The following is a 16,847-nucleotide window of genomic DNA, read 5'->3' as shown; positions in this document are numbered from 1 at the left end:
CAACCTGCTGCGCGCCGGCACGCTGCGCGCGGTCGTGGCGCTGCCCGGCTCCGACCTGTGGCTGCTGCGCCGCCCGGCGCCGGGCGACCGGCCGCCGTCCGAGGTGCTGATCCTCGACGCCACGGCCGACCTGTCGGTGGTGGAGCCGGCCTGGCAGGCGTATCTGGAGGAACGGTCCGATCAGACCGTGCGCATCATCGACCTGCTGGCCGACGAGGTCGACATGACCCCGGCCAGGCACCAGCGGCGCGACGACCTCGGGCGGGCCTTCGCCGAGGCCCGCGACCGCTTCCTCGCCGCCACCGCCGTGCCGCCGGACCTCAAGGTGCTGGAGCAGCCGCTCGACCAGCCCGCCACCACGCTGGGCGACCTGATCAAGGAGGGCCTGGTGAGCACGTCGCAGGCCCCGCCCAAGATGGCCGCCGACGGGGGCGAGGTGCCGGTGCTGACCGCCGACGACGTCTTCACCGGCGGCGCGCCGTCCGGCTCGACCACCGTGCAGCAGGGGCTGGTCGCGATCAGGCCCGGTGACGTGGTGGCCTCCTACTCCGCCGTACGCGTGATGGAGGACGGCGCGGGGGCGGTGCTCGGCCCCCACCTGACCCTCTACCGGGTCGACGGCCGCCGGCTCGACCCCGACTTCCTGGCCGGCTTCCTGCGCGCGGCCGGCGGGCGGGTGACGACCGGCTCCAGCCGGTTCGACGTGCGCCGCACCCGGCTGCCCCGGCTGTCGCTGAAGGAGCAGAAGGCGTACGGCGAGGCGTTCCGGCAACTGGCGGTGCTCGACGACGCCATCCGCGAGACCTCGACGCTGGGTCAGACGCTCATCAGACTCGGTCTCGACGGCCTGGCCGACGGCCACCTCCATCCCCCCGCCCACGGGGCCCAGTCATCGGCGCAGTGATTGGTGCAGTGGTCGGCCCACTGATTGGCGCAGTGGTCGAGGCCCTGTTCGCCGCACGTCGTCGCTCAGCACCGGAATCGCCTCGCTTTATGAGGCGGGCTCAGCCGCCCGACAGTGTAGTTTTTCCCGGAAGGCTGCGGGAGGGACGGTAATGGTCATCGGCGACCGCTATGTGCTCGACGACCTTCCTCTTGGGCAGGGCGGCATGGGCGCGGTCTACGCGGGTCACGACCGCCACCTCGACCGGCGGGTCGCGGTCAAGCTGCTGCGGCTGCCCAGCGGGCCCGATCACGAGCTGGAGCGCAGGTTCATCCGCGAGGCGCGCATCCTGGCCAGGCTTGAGCATCCGGGCGCGCCCGTGCTCTACGACTTCGGCACCCACGAGCAGCGGCTCTACCAGGTGATGCAGTTCATCGAGGGCGTCACGGTGGCCGACGTGGTGCACGAGCACGGGCCGCTGCCCGTGCCGTGGGCGGCGGCCATCGCGGCCCAGGCGTGCGCGGTGCTGTCGGCGGCCCACGCGCTGGCGATCTGTCACCGGGACCTCAAGCCGACCAACCTCATGCTCTGCCCCGACGGCAGCGTGAAGGTGCTGGACTTCGGCCTGGCCATGCTGCGGGACGCGGACGTCACCACGTTCACGAGGATCGGGCAGATCCTGGGCACGCCGGCGTACATGGCGCCCGAGCAGATCCAGCACGGCGTGGCCGAGCCGCGCAGCGACCTCTACTCGCTCGGCTGTGTCCTGCACGAGATGCTGACCGGCCGCCAGCTCTTCACCGGGCCCACCGACTACGTGGTCTTCGAGCAGCAGGTCAAGGAGCGCCCGCCGACCATACCAGGGCTGCCTGAGCCCCTGGGCGCGCTGCTGGCGCAACTGCTGGCCAAGCAGCCGGACGACCGTCCCGCCGACGCGAACGAGCTGTACGAGCGCCTCGACCCTTTCGCGGTGGATCTGCCCATGTTGCCCGGCTTCCTGACGCAGGCCCCGAGCCCCGGCCGCATGTACGCCCGCATGGCGGGACGCGCGCTCACCGGCTGACCGGCCGCGACCTCCCTCGCCGCCCGACCGGCCGCGACGGCTCTTCCACGTGCTTCCACGATGACCCCCGGCACGCCGGGGAATCAGTGAACGCGCTCTCTCGCAGAATTCGGATCGTTATTTAACACCCGTTGACAGAGGCGTGTGAGCTCCAACAATCTCTTGAGAGAGCGCTCTCTCACTCGTCCCCCAGCTCCAACCATGGAGGGTTTCCATGACCCCTCGCATCCGGCGGCTCGGCCTGCCCGTGCTCACCGCGTCCGTCCTCGCCCTGGCGACCGCGTGCGGTGGCGGCGGTGGCGGTGGCAACACCGCGGCGGAGTCGAGCGCCAAGCCAGGAGAGAAGATCAAACTGACCGTCGACCTGTTCGGCGACTTCGGCTTCAAGCCGCTCTACGAGGAGTACAAGAAGACGCACCCGAACGTCGAGATCGTCGAGAACGTCACGCAGTTCAACGACCACCACAGCAACCTGGTCAAGCGGCTGGCCACGAACGCCGGCGCGGGGGACGTCGCGGCGGTCGAGGTCGGCTACATCAGCACGTTCACCGCCCAGCCGGGCAAGTTCACCGACCTCAAGCAGTTCGGGCTGGACAAGCGGCAGGCCGACTACCTCGACTGGAAGTGGCAGCAGGGCCTGAGCAAGGACGGCGGGCAGGTCCTCGGCCTCGGCACGGACGTGGGCGGCCTGGCCATGTGCTACCGCAAGGACCTGTTCAAGAAGGCCGGGCTGCCGGACGACCGCACGGAGGTCGCGGCGCTCTGGCCGACGTGGGAGCAGTACATCGAGACCGGCAAGAAGTTCGCCGGGGCGAACGTGGCCGGCGCCAAGTTCGTGGACTCCCCCGGTGAGATCTTCCGCGCCATGGTCAACCAGGCGCCCGTCGGCCTGTACGACGCCCAGGACAACATCATCGTGGAGAGCAACCCCGAGGTGAAGAAGGCCTGGGACCTGTCGAACCGGCTGACTCAGGAGGGCCTGACCGCCAAGCTGGCGGCCTTCTCGCCCCCGTGGAACACCGGCTTCGCCAAGGGCTCGTTCGCCACGATCATCTGCCCGGCCTGGATGACCGGCTTCATCCAGGAGCAGGCCAAGGACGCCTCCGGCAAGTGGGACATCGCGGCCGTGCCCGGCGGTTCGGGCAACAGCGGCGGCTCGCACCTGATGGTGCCCAAGCAGAGCAAGCACCCGAAGGAGGCGGCCGAACTGATCGACTTCCTCACCTCCAAGGACAACCAGGCCAAGGTGTTCAAGGAGGAGGGCACCTTCCCGTCGATCCCGTCCCTCTACGACGACCCGTCCATCCAGAACTTCACCAAGCCGTTCTTCGGCGACGCCCCCATCGGCAAGATCTACTCCGAGGCCGCCAAGGCGCTCAAGCCGCAGCACCTCGGCCCGAAGGAGGCCGACGTCCGCACGGTCATCGGCAACGGCCTCGGCCGGGTCGAGCAGGGCAAGCAGACGCCGGACGAGGCGTGGGCGCAGGTGCTCGAGGACGTCAAGAAGATCAAATGAGCACCCTTCCCCTCGCGGTGTCGCGACGGCGTAGGCGCGGCGTGCGGCACACCCTCGACGTGAGGGTGTCGCCGTACGCCTACGTGGCCCCGTTCTTCCTGCTGTTCTGCGCCTTCGGCCTGTTCCCGCTGATCTACACGGCCTGGGTGAGCCTGCACGAGTGGACCCTGCTGTCGGAGACGCAGGAGTTCGTCGGAACGGCCAACTACACGACGCTGCTCGCCGACGACTACTTCTGGAACGCCACCTTCAACACCCTGTCCATCGGCGTGCTGTCGACGGTGCCGCAGCTCGCGCTGTCGATCTGGCTGGCGCACCTGCTGAACCGGCGGCTGCGCTTCCAGACGCTGTTCCGGGTCGCGCTGCTGCTGCCCAACGTCACGAGCGTGGTGGCGGTGGTAGTGATCTTCAGCCAGCTCTTCGGCCGCGACTTCGGCATGATCAACTGGGTCCTGTCGTGGTTCAGGGCCGGGAACATCGACTGGGCGGCGGGCACGGCCACCTCGCACATCGCGCTGTCGGTGATGATCATGTGGCGCTGGACCGGGTACAACGCGCTGATCTTCCTGGCGGCCATGCAGGCCGTACCGCGTGAGCTGTACGAGGCGGCCACCCTCGACGGCGCGAGCAACTTCACCCAGCTGCGCCGGATCACGATCCCGATGATCCGGCCGACGATCATCTTCGTGGTCATCGTCTCCACGATCGGCGCCATGCAGATCATCGCCGAGCCCCTGCTGTTCGGGCAGAGCAGCGGCGGCGGTGGCGGCATCGCCACGGGCGGCCCCGACCGTCAGTTCCAGACCCTGGCGCTGTACGTCTACGAGCAGGCCTTCGCGAACTCGACGTTCGACTTCGGTTACGCCTCCGCGGCGTCGTGGCTGATGTTCCTGGCCGTGGTGATCGTCGCCGGGATCAACTTCCTCATCACCCGCAAGGTGAAGGGCGGTGTGCTGTGAAGCTGCGTTATCTGACTTTGACCGCGGTGGCCTTCTTCTCGGCCTTCCCGCTCTACTACAGCGTCGTGGTGGCCTCCAGGCACAACTCGGCGCTGGCCGAGGTGCCGCCGCCGCTGCTGCCCGGCGGGAACTTCTTCGCCAACGTGGCCCGGGTCTTCGACACCGTGCCCTTCGGGCTCGCGCTGGTCAACTCGGTCATCGTGGCCGGGTCGATCTCGGTCGCGGTGATGTTCTTCTCCACGCTGGCCGGCTTCGCCTTCGCCAAGCTGAGGTTCAGGGGCAGGAACGTCATGCTCGTGATCACCGTCGCGACCATGATGGTCCCGGCGCAGCTCGGCATCATCCCGCTCTACATGCTCATGGTGAAGCTGGAGTGGACCGGCACCAACTACGCGCTGATCGTGCCCGCGCTGGTCAACGCGTTCGGCGTGTTCTTCATGACCCAGTACCTCTCCCGCGCCCTGCCCAACGAGCTGCTGGAGGCGGGCCGGGTGGACGGGTGCAGCACCTGGGGGCTGTTCTGGCACGTCGTGCTGCCGGCCGCGCGGCCGGCGGCGGCGGTGCTGGGCATGCTGACGTTCATGTCGGCCTGGAACGACTACTTCTGGCCGCTGGTCGTGCTGAGCCCGGACAATCCGACCGTCCAGGTGGCGCTGTCGACCTTGGCCAGCGGGTACGTCAACGACTATGTGCTCGGCCTCGCAGGCACCGCGATCGGGACCCTGCCGCTCGTGGCCGTGTTCGCCCTGTTCGGCAAGCAAATCATCGGTGGAATCATGCAAGGAGCTGTTAAGGGATGATCTTTCCCGAGGACTTCGTCTGGGGAGCAGCCACGGCCTCCTATCAGATCGAGGGGGCGGTCAAGGAGGACGGGCGGGGCCAGTCGATCTGGGACACCTTCTCCCACACCCCCGGGAACGTGGCCGACGGCGACAACGGCGACGTGGCCTGCGACCACTATCACCGCTACCGGGACGACGTCGGGCTGATGCGTGAGCTGCGGCTGGGGGCCTACCGGTTCTCCGTGGCGTGGCCGCGCATCCAGCCGGACGGCGAAGGCCCGACCAACCCGCGCGGCCTGGCGTTCTACGACCGGCTCGTGGACGAACTCCTGGCCGCCAAGATTTCGCCATATGTCACCCTTTATCACTGGGATCTACCCCAGGCGCTGGAGGACCGTGGCGGCTGGACCGACCGCGACACCGCCTACCGCTTCGCCGACTACGCCCAGGCCGTCCATGACAAGCTCGGCGACCGGGTCACCGACTGGGCGACGCTGAACGAGCCGTGGGTGGCCGCCTTCCTCGGCTACGGCAACGGCGTGCACGCGCCGGGCCGGCGCGACCCGGCCGACGCCCTGCGCTCGGCGCATCACCTGCTGCTCGGCCACGGCCTGGCGGCGCGGCGGCTGCGCGAGGCGGGGGCGCGCAGCATCATGCTGGTGGTCAACTCCGCGCCCGTGCTCACCCCGGCCCAGGTCAACGACCCCTCGGCGGTGGCCTCGGAGGCCGACGCGGCCGCCACCGACCGCATCCACGCGCTGCTCACCCGGCAGTTCCTGGACCCGGCCCTGCGCGGCACGTACCCGGAGGAGGTGCTGGCGGCCGCCGAGCGCAACGGCGGGACCGGCCACATCAAGGACGGCGACCTGGAGCTGATCAACGCCCCCATCGACCTGATCGGCATCAACTACTACAACCCGTGCGTGGTCGAGTCGGGCCCAGGGCTGCCCGCCGACGCCGCGTGGCCGGGCTCGGAGGACGTCAGGTTCGCCACCACGGACGCGCCCACGACCGCGATGGGCTGGCCGATCGTCCCCGACGGACTGTCCCGGCTGCTCGTGCGGCTCTCCAAGGACTATCCGCAGGTCGGACTCATGGTGACCGAGAACGGCGCGGCCTTCGACGACGTCGTGGAGGACGGGCGCGTGCACGACGACGATCGGGTGGCGTATCTCGACGGGCATCTGCGCGAGGTGCACAATGCCATCGAGGCGGGCGCCGACCTGCGCGGATACCTGGTGTGGTCGCTGCTCGACAACTTCGAGTGGGCCGAGGGCTACCGGCGCAGGTTCGGCATCGTGCACGTCGACTACGCCACGCAGACCCGGACGCCCAAGGACAGCGCGCTGTGGTACCGGGACGTCATCGGCCGGAACGGGCTGTAGATTTTTGCCCGTGCTCTCCCTTCTGAGACAGTCATGAGACGCCCGACCCTGGAGGCGGTCGCCGCCCGGGCGGGTGTCTCGCGTGCCACCGCGTCCCGGGTGGTCAACGGGCAGACGACGGTGGCCCCCCACATCCGCGACGCGGTGCAGCGCGCGATCGACGAGCTGGGCTACGTGCCCAACTCGGCGGCCCGCAGCCTGGTCACCCAGCGCACCGACTCGGTCGCCCTGGTGGTCAGCGAGCCGGGCACCCGCGTCTTCTCCGAGGACCCGCTGTTCTCCACCGCCATCAGGTCCGCCTCGATGGAGCTGGAGGCGATCAACAAGCAGGTCGTGCTGATGCTGGCGTCCTCACCCAAGAGTCACGCCAGGGTGGAGCGCTACATCTCCGGCGGTCACGTCGACGGCGTGATGCTGCTGTCCATGCACGGCGCCGACCCGCTGCCGTCCGCGCTGTCCCGGCTGCGCGTCCCCGTCGTCTCGTACGGGCGGCCCGCCGTCCCCGTCGACATCCCCTTCGTCGACAACGACAATGTGGGCGGGGCCGAGGCCGGGGTGCGGCACCTGGTCGAGGCCGGGCGGCGCAGGATCGCCACGATCGCCGGGCCGCAGGACATGATCGCCGGCCAGGACCGGCTGTCCGGCTACCGCAACGTGCTGCGCGACTCCGACCGCCGCTCGATCGTGGCCGTCGGCGACTTCACCCGCGAGTCGGGGGCGGTGGCCATGCGCCAGCTCCTCGGCGACGATCCCGGGCTCGACGCCGTCTTCGTGGCCAACGACCTGATGGCGGTCGGGGCGCTGCAGTCGCTGCGGCAGGCGGGCCGGCGGGTGCCCGACGACGTGGCCGTGGTGGGCTTCGACGACATCGAGGCGGCCAAATACACCGAGCCGCCGCTGACGACGCTGCGGCATCCGGTCGCGGAGCAGGCGGCGGCCATGGTGCGGCTGCTGCTCAACCTCTTCGAGGGCGGGCCGACCGATCCGATCATCCTGCCCACGGAGCTCGTGGTCAGAGAGTCCGCCTGAGCATGGTCTCCCGCACCGCCGTGTCCGCCGCTGTCGCTCTGGCGGAGGAGCACGGCGTGCGGGTGCGGGAGCCGGTCGTGCTCAACGACTCCTTCAACCTGCGCGTCCACCTGCGGCCCGCGCCGATCGTGGCGCGGATCCCCACCGTCACCGCGCTCGGCCGTCCCCGGCCCGCCGAGGCGCTGGAACGCGAGCTGGCCGTCGCGTCCCACCTGCACGCGTCCGGGGCGCCGGTGGTGCCGCCGAGCGACCTGCTGCCCCCTGGGCCGCACGTACGGGACGGGGTGACGCTGTCCTTCTGGGCCTACGCCGAGCACGATCCCGGGCACGTGCCGGCACCGGACACGGCCGGGCGGATGCTGGCCGAGCTGCACGCGGTCCTGCGCGCGTTCCCCGGCGAGCTGCCGCTGCTCGGGCCGGTGCTTCATGAGCCGGTACGGCTGCTGGAGCTGCTGTCCGGCAAGATCGACCCCGACGCCCACGACCGCCTCCGCACCGCCCACGCCGACCTGGTGGAACGCCTCGGCACCGGTCACGGCACGGGCCAGGGCGAGACCGAGGGCGGACAGGCGGGCGGGGACGGGCGGGCGGCGCAGGTCGTGCATGGGGACGCGCATCCGGGCAATCTGCTGGCCACGCCGGCCGGGCTGCTGTGGAACGACTTCGAGGAGTGCATGTCCGCGCCCGTGGGATGGGACCTGGCCTGCCTGTCACGGACGACCCGCCTCGACGGGCGGGCCGCCGTGCGGGCGTACGGGGCCGATCCCGACGACCCGGAGCTGCGCGCGTTCGTCGCGGCACGTGGGCTCCAGGGCACGCTGTGGGTGCTGGTGAGGGCCCTGCGCTTTCCTGAGCACGCCGCCGGCGCCCGCGCCGCCCTGGACGCCTGGCTCCGCGACCCCACGGGCGCGACCCGCTGACCAGCGGCTGAGGGCTCAGACGCGGAAGACGCGGAGCTGGAGTGCCAGGGTGGAGTAGTAGCCGACCAATGTGGTCAGCTCGAACAGCTCCCGTTCCCCCAGCACCGCGTACTCCTCGTCGTCCAGATCCCCCTTCGTCACCAGGGCGCGGGCCACCCGCAGCACCGCCGCCTCCCCTGGGTCGGACAGGGCCGGCGGCGAGCCGGCGCGCAACGCCCGCACCTGCTCCTCGGTGAAGCCCAGGCCCCGGGCGATGGGCTCGTGGGCCGCCTGCTCGAACGCGCTGTCCTGGTGCCCGGCCACCACCAGGATCGCCAGCTCCCGTGCCCGGTCGGTGAGCGTGGAGCGGTAGCGGAGCGCCGCCCCGAGCTCCTGCAGCGGGTCGCCCACGGGCGGGCTGAGCAACATCGCGTTGAACGGCCCGGTGAGTCCGCCCTCCCCGTCGACCATGAACCCGCCGCGCGGACCCGAGGTGATCTTGTCGTAGAGCGTCCTCGTCTCGGCGTCCAGGTCGTTCGGGGGCGTTCTGCGCAGCCGTGGGGTCACCTTGGTTCCCTCTCCTCGGGGGCGTTCACCGTCGTCGCCTGGAGGATACGACGGCCGGGCCCGCGCGGAGGCGGCTCCTACGTTGACACCGTAAACAATCGCCGTTTACGGTGTATACATGATTCGGGGGAAATTAGCGGCGACGTACTCGCTCATGGCGCTCGCCGCCTCGGCCGGGCTGTTCTTCCTCGGCACCGGCTTCGCGCCGATCCCGGCGCTGACGTGGCTCGCGCCTCTGCCGATCCTCTGGCTGGCTTCACGGGTGAGCGGACGCGCGGCGTACAGCGTCGCCTTTCTCGCCTATCTTCTGGGGCAGGCCGGGCAGATCGAGTTCTTCCTCCGGACGCCGTCGGTGCCGCTGCCGATCGGGATGCTCATCGTGGCGGGCAGCTCGCTGCTGTTCGGCCTGGTGCCGCTGCTCTTCCGCGCGCTCGTGCGGCGCGGGCGTCCGACGGTGGCGGCGTTCGCCGGGCCGGCGCTCTGGGTGGCCGTCCTGCACCTGTTCACACTGGTCAACCCGTCGGGGATCATCTGGCCGCTGGCCACCAACCAGGCCGAGGTGCCGGTCGTCGTCCAGCTCGCCTCAGTGACGGGGGCCTGGGGCGTGGAGTTCCTGGTGCTGTTCGTGCCGTGCGCGGTGGCGGCGCTGCTGTCGCCGGGGGCGGACGCGCGGGCCCGGCTGCGCGGCGGGCTGGCGGCCGTGCTGGTCTGCGGGCTCGCGCTGGGGTTCGGGGCGTGGCGGCTGGCCGGCGCCGACGACGGCGCACGGCAGGCCGGGGCAGGTGAGGACGGCTCGCTGCGGGTGGCGGTGCTGGCCGCGACCAGGTACCAGTGGGCGCCGGACGCCGCGAGCGCGGGCGGGCGTGATCTGGTCCGCTCGTACGCCGACCGGATCGCGGCCCTGCCCGGCGGCGTGCGTACGGTGGTGCTGCCCGAGGGGGCGTTCGGCACCGACGAGACGAGCCTGCCCACCGTGGTCGGCCCGCTCGCGGAGGCCGGGCGGGCCCGCGGCACCGACGTGGTGGTGGGAGTCGTGCACCAGGCTCCCGGCCTGAAGTACAACTACTCGGTGCTGCTCCCCGCCGACGGGACGAAGCCCGTGTACTACGCGAAGTGGCACTTCGCGCCCGGAGCCCCGTTCAGGAAGGGCACCGAGCTCGCGTTCTCCCGCGACGGGCTGGTCGGCCTGGCGAACTGCATGGACCTCAACTTCCCGGACCCCAGCCGGAGCTACGGGCGGGCGGGGGCGCGGCTGCTGGCGGTGCCCGCGGCCGACGAGTACGGCAACGGCTGGCAGCACAGCCGGATGGGGCTGCTGCGCGGGGTGGAGAGCGGGTTCTCGCTGGCCTGGTCGGCGCAGTGGGGCACGCCGGTGATCTCCGACCCGTGGGGACGGGTGCTGGCCTCGGCCGACACGGAGGGGACGCGCGAGCCGTTCGTCACGGCCGTCGCCGACGTGCCCGCCGGGCCCGCAGGACCCACGGTGTACGCGCGCTTCGGCGACTGGTTCGGCTGGGTGTGCGTGGCCATGACGCTGGCCGCGCTGCTCGCCACCCGCGGCAAGCGCCCGTCGGCCCGTACGGGAGAGTCCCGCACGACGCGCGGGAGTGGGGACGGCGTGAGCCGGGCCGTCCCCGAGCGAAGCCAAGCCTGACCGGGCCCACCGGCGAACGGCCCTGAGCGCCCCCGGGCGGCGGCAGGACCGCCCGGGGGATCCGTCAGGTCAGCCAGGCGGTGGTGTCCGAGGGCAGCAGGCCGTCCTCGATCGGGCCGCTGGCCAGCACGACCGTTCCCGCGGGCAGCGGGATCGGGTCGTGGCCCATGTTCGTGACGCTGGTCAGGCCCGAGTCGCGGGTGAAGGCCAGCACCTCCTCCCCTAGCGGCAGCCAGGTCAGCGTCCCGTCCCCGAGCAGCCTGCGCCGCAGCTCCAGCCCCCTGCGGTAGAGGTTGAGCATCGAGTCGAGGTCCGTCCGCTGGGCCTCGGCCGTCAGCTTGCGCCAGCTCTCCGGCTGCGGCAGCCAGGGCGTGCCGTCGCCGAACCCGAACGGGGGCTCGTCGCCCGACCACGGCAGCGGGATGCGGCAGCCGTCGCGCCCGGGGTTGGTGCCGCCCGAGCGGGCGTACATCGGGTCCTGGCGCAGCTCGTCCGGCAGGTCCTCCACCTCCGGCAGGCCCAGCTCCTCGCCCTGGTAGACGTAGAGCGAGCCGGGCAGGGCCATGGCCAGCAGCGCGGCCGCGCGGGCCCGGCGGTAGCCCAGCTCGGGGTCCGAGGGGGTGCCGTGCAGGGCTCCGCCGTGCGCGAACGAGGTGTCGGCGCGGCCGTACCGGGTGACCGGCCTGGTCACGTCGTGGTTGGACAGCACCCACGTCGGCGGGGCGCCGACCGGGGTGTGCGTGGCCAGCGTGAGCTCGATCGACCTGAGCAGGTCGGCCGGGTCCCAGGCGCAGGACAGGAAGTCGAAGTTGAAGGCCGTGTGCAGCTCGTCGGGGCGGAGGTAGAGCGCGAAACGCTCCTGATCGGGGAGCCATACCTCCCCGATCAGGACGCGCTCGCCATACTCGTCGGCCACCTCGCGCCACCGGCGGTAGACGTCGTGGACCTCGTCGAGGTCTTCGTACGCGGTGTCGGACTTGATCAGCAGCGCCGCCGAGTCGATGCGGACGCCGTCCACGCCGCGGTCGAACCAGAAGCGCAGCACGTCCTCGAACTCCCGGTGCACCTCGGGGTTCGTCCAGTTGAAGTCCGGCTGCTCGGGAGCGAACAGGTGCAGATACCACTGGCCGTCGGGGACCTGCGTCCACGCCGGGCCGCCGAAGATCGACTGCCAGTCGTTGAGCGGCTCGTCGGCGAACCAGAACCGGTCGCGGGCGGCCGGGTTCGCCAGGGCCTCCTTGAACCAGGCGCTCTCGGTGGAGCTGTGGTTCGGGACCACGTCGATGATGACCTTGACATCGAGGTCGTGCGCCTCCTGGATGAAGCGCTCGGCCTCGCCGAGCGTGCCGAAGACGGGCTCGATGTCCCGGTAGTCGGCCACGTCGTAGCCGCCGTCGGCCATCGGCGACGGGTACCACGGGTTGAGCCAGATGGCGTCGATCCCGAGTTCCTTCAAGTACGGCAGGCGGGCGCGCAGGCCGGCGAGGTCTCCCACGCCGTCGCCGTTCCCGTCGGCGAAACTACGCAGGTAGACCTGGTAGATCGCGGCCCCCCGCCACCACGTTTGCGACATGCGCTCATCCCTTGATGCTTCCGGCGGTCAGGCCCGCCATGATGTGCCGTTGGAAGATGAAGAAAACAACGATCATGGGAATGCTGGTGATCAGCAGCCCGCCCATGACCTGGTTCTGGGTGACGGCGCCGGCCGTCTGCGACAGGCCCACGCTGATCGTCATCTTGTCGCTGTCGGTCATGACCAGCAGCGGCCAGACGAAGTCCTTGAACGAGGTGACGATCGTGAAGATCGAGACCACGCCCAGGATGGGCCTGGAGATGGGCAGGACCACCGAGCGCAGGATGCGCACCGGCCCCGCCCCGTCGATCTGCGCGGCCTCGATCAGCTCCCTGGGGATCGAGTCGAAGAAGCGCTTGAGCAGGAAGATGTTGAAGCCGTTGGCCGCCGCGGGCAGCCACAGCGCCCACGGGTTGTTCAGCAGGCCCAGGTCGACGACCGTGACGTACAGCGGGATCAGCACGACCATCGCCGGGATCATCAGCGTGGCCAGCATCATGCCGAGGATGACGTTGCCGAACATCGGCCGCAGCTTCGACAGCGCGTACGCCGCCGAGACGTCCACGGCCATGCAGACGACCCAGCCGCCGAGCGAGTAGTAGGCGGTGTTCACCAGCAGCGTGCCGATGTCGAACAGGTCCCACGCCTCGAAGAACGCGTCCGTGCTCGGCTCGGCCGGCACGAGCGTCGGCGGCATCTGCGCCAGCTCCTCCGGCGTCTTCAGCGCGCCCGTCACCATCCAGTAGAGCGGGAAGACGAAGGCCAGCGTGAACGTCACCAACACCGCGGCCAGCACGAGCCAGTAGATCCGCCGGCCCCACCTGCTGTTGAGCTGATGAGGCGAGACGATCGTGCGGAACTGCACCTCGATGGGCTTCGGCGACCTCTTCCTGCCCCGCTTGTGCCCGGTGGTCGCCCGGGCCCCGACGGAGATCACGCCTTGTCCTCCCTGGTCAGCCGGAGCTGGAAGGCCGCGAAGACGAGCAGCACGATCATCAGCATCATGCCGAGCGCCCCGGCCGAGCCGTAGTCCTGCAGCGTGAACGCGTTCTGGAACATCAGGTACGCGACCGTGACCGTCGCGTTCTCCGGCCCGCCGCCGGTGAGCATGTACGGCTCGATGAACACCTGCATGGTCGCCACGATCTGCAGCATGAGCATGAGCAGCAGGATCAGCCGGGTCTGCGGGATCGTGACGTGCCTGATCCGCTTCCAGATGCCGGCGCCGTCGAGCTCGGCGGCCTCGTACAGCTCGGGCGGGATGTTCTGCAGTGCGGCCAGGTAGATCAGCGTCGCGCTGCCCATGTTCATCCAGGTCGAGACGATGACCAGGGAGATCAGGGCGGTGGACGAGCTGTCCAGCCAGGCCAGCGGCGGCAGGCCGAGCACGTCGAGCACCTGGTTGAACAGCCCGGGCCCCGGGTCGTAGAACCACCTGAACAGCAGCACCGCCACGATCGGCGGCAGCATGACCGGCAGGTAGACCACGAACCGCAGGTAGGCCCGGGCGTGGCGCAGCTCGTTGAGCACGAGCGCGACGACGAACGGCACGGCATAGCCGCACAGCAGGGCGAGGAGCGTGAACTCCAGGGTGTTCAGCCAGGCTTCGCCGAAGGCCGGGTCCAGGAAGGCCGTCTTGAAGTTGTCCAAGCCCACCCAGATCGGCTCGTTGATCAGGTCGGTCTTCTGGAAGCTCAGGATGAACTCCCTGACCATCGGATACCAGGCGAACACCGTGAAGCAGGCCAGCGCCGCGCACAAGAACCCGTAGGCCGTCAGGTTGCGCCTCAAGATCTGCATACGGGTCAGCCCTTGGCCGCCAGCACCGAGTTGGCCTTGGTCTCGGCGTCCGCGAGCAACTGGTCGATGTCGGCTTCCTTACGGCTCAGGACGCCCGACATCGGCACGTCGAGGACGGCGTACAGCTCCTGGGCGTGCACCGGCTCGGCCTTCGGCGGGATCGTGCCGGCCGCCTGGACGTAGGAGGCGTAGTTCTCGACCGGGAGCGAGGCGTTCTTGACCCGGTCGGCCTGGATGGCCTGGCCGGTCGGCGAGTCGCCGAAGACGGCGTTGTCGGGGACGCCGACGGGGTTGCCGATGCTCTTTCCGCGGGCGAAGTCGAAGCGGCCCTTGCCGACGGTGTTGAAGCGGAAGTCGATCCACTCCAGCGCGGCCTTGGCCTCCTCAGGCGTGGCCTTCGGGTTGATCATGAACGCTTCGCCGCCGCTGAGCGACGCCTTGGCCTCGGGGAAGCCGGTGATGCCGTAGTCGGCCACGTTGCCCTTGAACTTGTTCACCACGTCGGTGACCACGTCGGGCGCGCCGAGCATCATGCCGACCTTGCCGCTGCCCATGGCGACCATGAGCGACTCCCAGCCGACCAGCAGTTTGGTGCCCATGCTGTTGTCCACCCAGCGCATGTCGTGCAGGGTCTGCAGCACGGCCTTGCCTTCGGGTGAGTTGAACGCGGCCTTCTTGTCGTCGGGGGTCAGGATGCTGCCGCCGCGGCCGTAGATGGCCTGGGTGAAGTGCCAGCCGCCGGTGTTGCCGCCGGAGTACTCGCCGAAGCCGACGTGTCCCGCGCCGAGCCCGGCGATCTTCTTGGCCGCCTCGCGGACTTCGGCCCAGGTCTTCGGCGGGTTGTTGGGGTCGAGCCCGGCCTTGGTGAACAGGGCGCGGTTGTAGACCAGGCCGACGCTGTAGTGCACGTTGGGGACGCCGTAGACCTTGCCGTCCTTGGTGAGCAGTTCCTTGTGGTCGGCGCGCAGGTCGTTCCAGTTCTTGATGGCGCTCGTGTACGGCGTGATGTCCAGCGCCTGGCCCTTGGCGATCACGTCGTTGTAGTTGGTCACGGGCACCACGAAGGCCGTCTCCATCTGGCCGCCCGCCAGCTTGGGCCCGAACGTCTTGGGGTCGAAGCACGGCTGCTGGTCCGTGCTCTTGACCGTCACGCCGGGGTGGTCCTTCATGAACGTCGCCACGTCGTCGTCCCAGGCCTGCCGTTCCTTCGGCGCGGACTTCGCCGGCTGGCAGGCCACCGTGATCGAGACGGCCTTGGCGCCGCCGCTGGCCGCGGGGGCGGCGGGCTCGCCCGAGCCGCAAGCCGCCGTGGTCGCCAGCGCCAGCACGGTTACTAGCGAGAGTCCGGTGGATCTCTGCATGGTCTGACCCTTCTGATGCGAGGTGCCCACACCATAGGTTCAGCGACCGAAGTGCGCAATATTTCGACTTCATATTGCAAGATAACGACTCCGTCACGCCGCATGCGGCCGCAGGCCCGCCCCTGCCAAGGGAGCGGGCCTGCGGCGGTCAGGGGTCAGGGGTCAGGGGTCAGGCGCGGGCGGTGGAGGCGCGGACGACCAGCTCGGGCTCGAAGAGGAGCTCGTCGGCGGGCACCACGGCCTTGTCGATCTGGGCGACCAGGAGGTCGACCGCCGCGCGGCCCATGGCGTCGATGGGCTGGCGGACTGTGGTCAGCGGCGGCTCGGTGCAGTTCATCAGGGCCGAGTCGTCGAAGCCGATGACCGAGATGTCGGCGGGGACGGAGAGGCCGGCCCGGCGGGCGGCGCGCACGGTGCCGAGCGCGAGCAGGTCGCTGGCGCAGATCACGCCGGTGACCCCGCGCCTGACCAGCCGGGCGGCGGCCGCGTGCCCGCCCTCCAGCGAGAACATCGTGTGCTCGACCAGCTCCGCGTCGCCGCCCTGCGCCTGGAACGTCTCCAGCTTGCGCCGCGAGGGCATGTGGTCCTTGGGCCCGAGCACCATGCCGATCCGCTCGTGGCCGAGCGCCCGCAGGTGGGCGATGGCCATCTCGGCGGCCACCACGTCGTCGCACGACACCTGGGGGAAGTCGAGGTGCTGGACGGCGGCGTTGACCAGGACCGTGGGCAGCTTGCGCTCGTGCAGCAGCTCGTAGTGCCCGTGTGCGGCGTCGGCCTGGGCGTACAGGCCGCCGGCGAAGACCACGCCGCTGACCTGCTGCTGGAGGAGGAGGTCCACGTAGTCGGCCTCGGAGACGCCGCCGACCGTGCGGGTGCACAGCACCGAGGTGAAGCCCTGCTGCGCCAGGGCGCCGCCGACGACTTCCGCGAAGGCGGGGAAGATCGGGTTCTGCAGCTCGGGGAGCACCAGGCCGACCAGCCGGGCACGGTCGCCGCGCAGCTGGGTGGGGCGTTCGTAGCCGAGCACGTCGAGCGCGGTCAGCACGGCCTCGCGGGTCGCGTCGGACACCCCGGGCTTGCCGTTGAGCACGCGGCTCACGGTCGCCTCGCTCACCCCGACCTTCTTGGCCACCTCTGCGAGTCGTCGTGTCATGCGCAAACTATACGGCTATCCACGCAAGCGCTTGCAACCGCTTACGTAGATCGGACGTCGTCGTTTGCGCCACGCCCACGGCGGGCTTCCTGCCGTTCCCCGCTTCCTGACCAGCACTTCCGAACAGCACGGCACGACTTCAGTCAGTCTAATGTTTGCGCAATCTCATCGAAATATTGCGGCTATCTGCTCGACATCTTATGGTTCGGCCATCCGCCTGACC

General features: G+C 70.1%; 15 protein-coding genes. 9 read left to right on the top strand and 6 right to left on the bottom strand.

Translation table 11 applies throughout. The annotated features are described in order from the left end of the window. The 8 genes from ABFX54_RS52670 to ABFX54_RS52635 form a co-directional block, all read left to right on the top strand. A partial coding sequence (locus tag ABFX54_RS52670; RefSeq protein ID WP_487047337.1) for a restriction endonuclease subunit S domain-containing protein occupies positions 1–904 on the top strand: 904 nt, incomplete at its 5' end. A 151-nt stretch (positions 905–1,055) separates the two neighbouring features. Further along, positions 1,056–1,946: a serine/threonine-protein kinase gene (locus tag ABFX54_RS52665; RefSeq protein ID WP_346114836.1), complete on the top strand. Its 891-nt coding sequence runs from the start codon at positions 1,056–1,058 to the stop codon at positions 1,944–1,946. Between the two features lie 214 nt (positions 1,947–2,160). Next, positions 2,161–3,462: an ABC transporter substrate-binding protein gene (locus ABFX54_RS52660; RefSeq protein WP_346114835.1), complete on the top strand. Its 1,302-nt coding sequence runs from the start codon at positions 2,161–2,163 to the stop codon at positions 3,460–3,462. Then, a complete protein-coding gene (locus ABFX54_RS52655) occupies positions 3,459–4,421 on the top strand; it encodes a carbohydrate ABC transporter permease (RefSeq protein ID WP_346114834.1) in 963 nt (320 codons plus the stop codon). The genes ABFX54_RS52660 and ABFX54_RS52655 overlap by 4 nt, the downstream gene beginning before the upstream one ends. Continuing rightward, the gene (locus tag ABFX54_RS52650; protein ID WP_346114833.1) at positions 4,418–5,221 is read left to right on the top strand and encodes a carbohydrate ABC transporter permease; all 804 of its coding nucleotides are present in this window, start codon (positions 4,418–4,420) and stop codon (positions 5,219–5,221) included. The genes ABFX54_RS52655 and ABFX54_RS52650 overlap by 4 nt, the downstream gene beginning before the upstream one ends. Continuing rightward, on the top strand, positions 5,218–6,588 hold the full coding sequence (locus ABFX54_RS52645) for a GH1 family beta-glucosidase (protein ID WP_346114832.1): 1,371 nt from the start codon (positions 5,218–5,220) through the stop codon (positions 6,586–6,588). Before ABFX54_RS52650 ends, ABFX54_RS52645 begins: the two co-directional genes overlap by 4 nt. A gap of 33 nt (positions 6,589–6,621) precedes the next feature. Beyond that, positions 6,622–7,617 carry a LacI family DNA-binding transcriptional regulator gene (locus ABFX54_RS52640; RefSeq protein ID WP_346114830.1) on the top strand — a complete coding sequence of 332 codons (996 nt, stop codon included), beginning with the start codon at positions 6,622–6,624 and terminating at the stop codon, positions 7,615–7,617. Positions 7,618–7,619: 2 nt separating this feature from the next. After that, on the top strand, positions 7,620–8,537 hold the full coding sequence (locus tag ABFX54_RS52635) for a phosphotransferase (RefSeq protein ID WP_346114829.1): 918 nt from the start codon (positions 7,620–7,622) through the stop codon (positions 8,535–8,537). A gap of 15 nt (positions 8,538–8,552) precedes the next feature. On the opposite strand, the gene ABFX54_RS52630 is transcribed toward ABFX54_RS52635, so the two are convergent. Continuing rightward, the gene (locus ABFX54_RS52630; RefSeq protein WP_346114827.1) at positions 8,553–9,083 is read right to left on the bottom strand and encodes a carboxymuconolactone decarboxylase family protein; all 531 of its coding nucleotides are present in this window, start codon (positions 9,081–9,083) and stop codon (positions 8,553–8,555) included. A gap of 118 nt (positions 9,084–9,201) precedes the next feature. Here ABFX54_RS52630 and ABFX54_RS52625 point away from each other — a divergent pair, with 118 nt between their 5' ends. Further along, positions 9,202–10,737: a nitrilase-related carbon-nitrogen hydrolase gene (locus ABFX54_RS52625; protein WP_346114826.1), complete on the top strand. Its 1,536-nt coding sequence runs from the start codon at positions 9,202–9,204 to the stop codon at positions 10,735–10,737. Between the two features lie 64 nt (positions 10,738–10,801). On the opposite strand, the gene ABFX54_RS52620 is transcribed toward ABFX54_RS52625, so the two are convergent. From ABFX54_RS52620 to ABFX54_RS52600, 5 genes are all read right to left on the bottom strand, one after another. Continuing rightward, positions 10,802–12,310 carry a glycoside hydrolase family 13 protein gene (locus tag ABFX54_RS52620; RefSeq protein ID WP_346114825.1) on the bottom strand — a complete coding sequence of 503 codons (1,509 nt, stop codon included), beginning with the start codon at positions 12,308–12,310 and terminating at the stop codon, positions 10,802–10,804. A 4-nt stretch (positions 12,311–12,314) separates the two neighbouring features. Beyond that, positions 12,315–13,247 carry a carbohydrate ABC transporter permease gene (locus tag ABFX54_RS52615; RefSeq protein WP_346114824.1) on the bottom strand — a complete coding sequence of 311 codons (933 nt, stop codon included), beginning with the start codon at positions 13,245–13,247 and terminating at the stop codon, positions 12,315–12,317. Continuing rightward, positions 13,244–14,110, bottom strand: a complete 867-nt coding sequence (locus tag ABFX54_RS52610) for a carbohydrate ABC transporter permease (protein WP_346114823.1) — start codon at positions 14,108–14,110, stop codon at positions 13,244–13,246. Before ABFX54_RS52610 ends, ABFX54_RS52615 begins: the two co-directional genes overlap by 4 nt. 5 nt (positions 14,111–14,115) lie before the next feature. Continuing rightward, positions 14,116–15,471, bottom strand: a complete 1,356-nt coding sequence (locus tag ABFX54_RS52605) for an ABC transporter substrate-binding protein (RefSeq protein ID WP_346114821.1) — start codon at positions 15,469–15,471, stop codon at positions 14,116–14,118. Between the two features lie 169 nt (positions 15,472–15,640). Continuing rightward, positions 15,641–16,624 carry a LacI family DNA-binding transcriptional regulator gene (locus ABFX54_RS52600; RefSeq protein WP_346114820.1) on the bottom strand — a complete coding sequence of 328 codons (984 nt, stop codon included), beginning with the start codon at positions 16,622–16,624 and terminating at the stop codon, positions 15,641–15,643. Positions 16,625–16,847 lie beyond the last annotated feature (223 nt).

The organism is Nonomuraea maheshkhaliensis, from assembly GCF_039529435.1.
Classification (GTDB): Bacteria; Actinomycetota; Actinomycetes; order Streptosporangiales; family Streptosporangiaceae; genus Nonomuraea; species Nonomuraea maheshkhaliensis.
The sequence above is the reverse complement of the archived record's forward strand: the minus strand, read 5'-3'. Positions and strand labels throughout refer to the sequence as shown.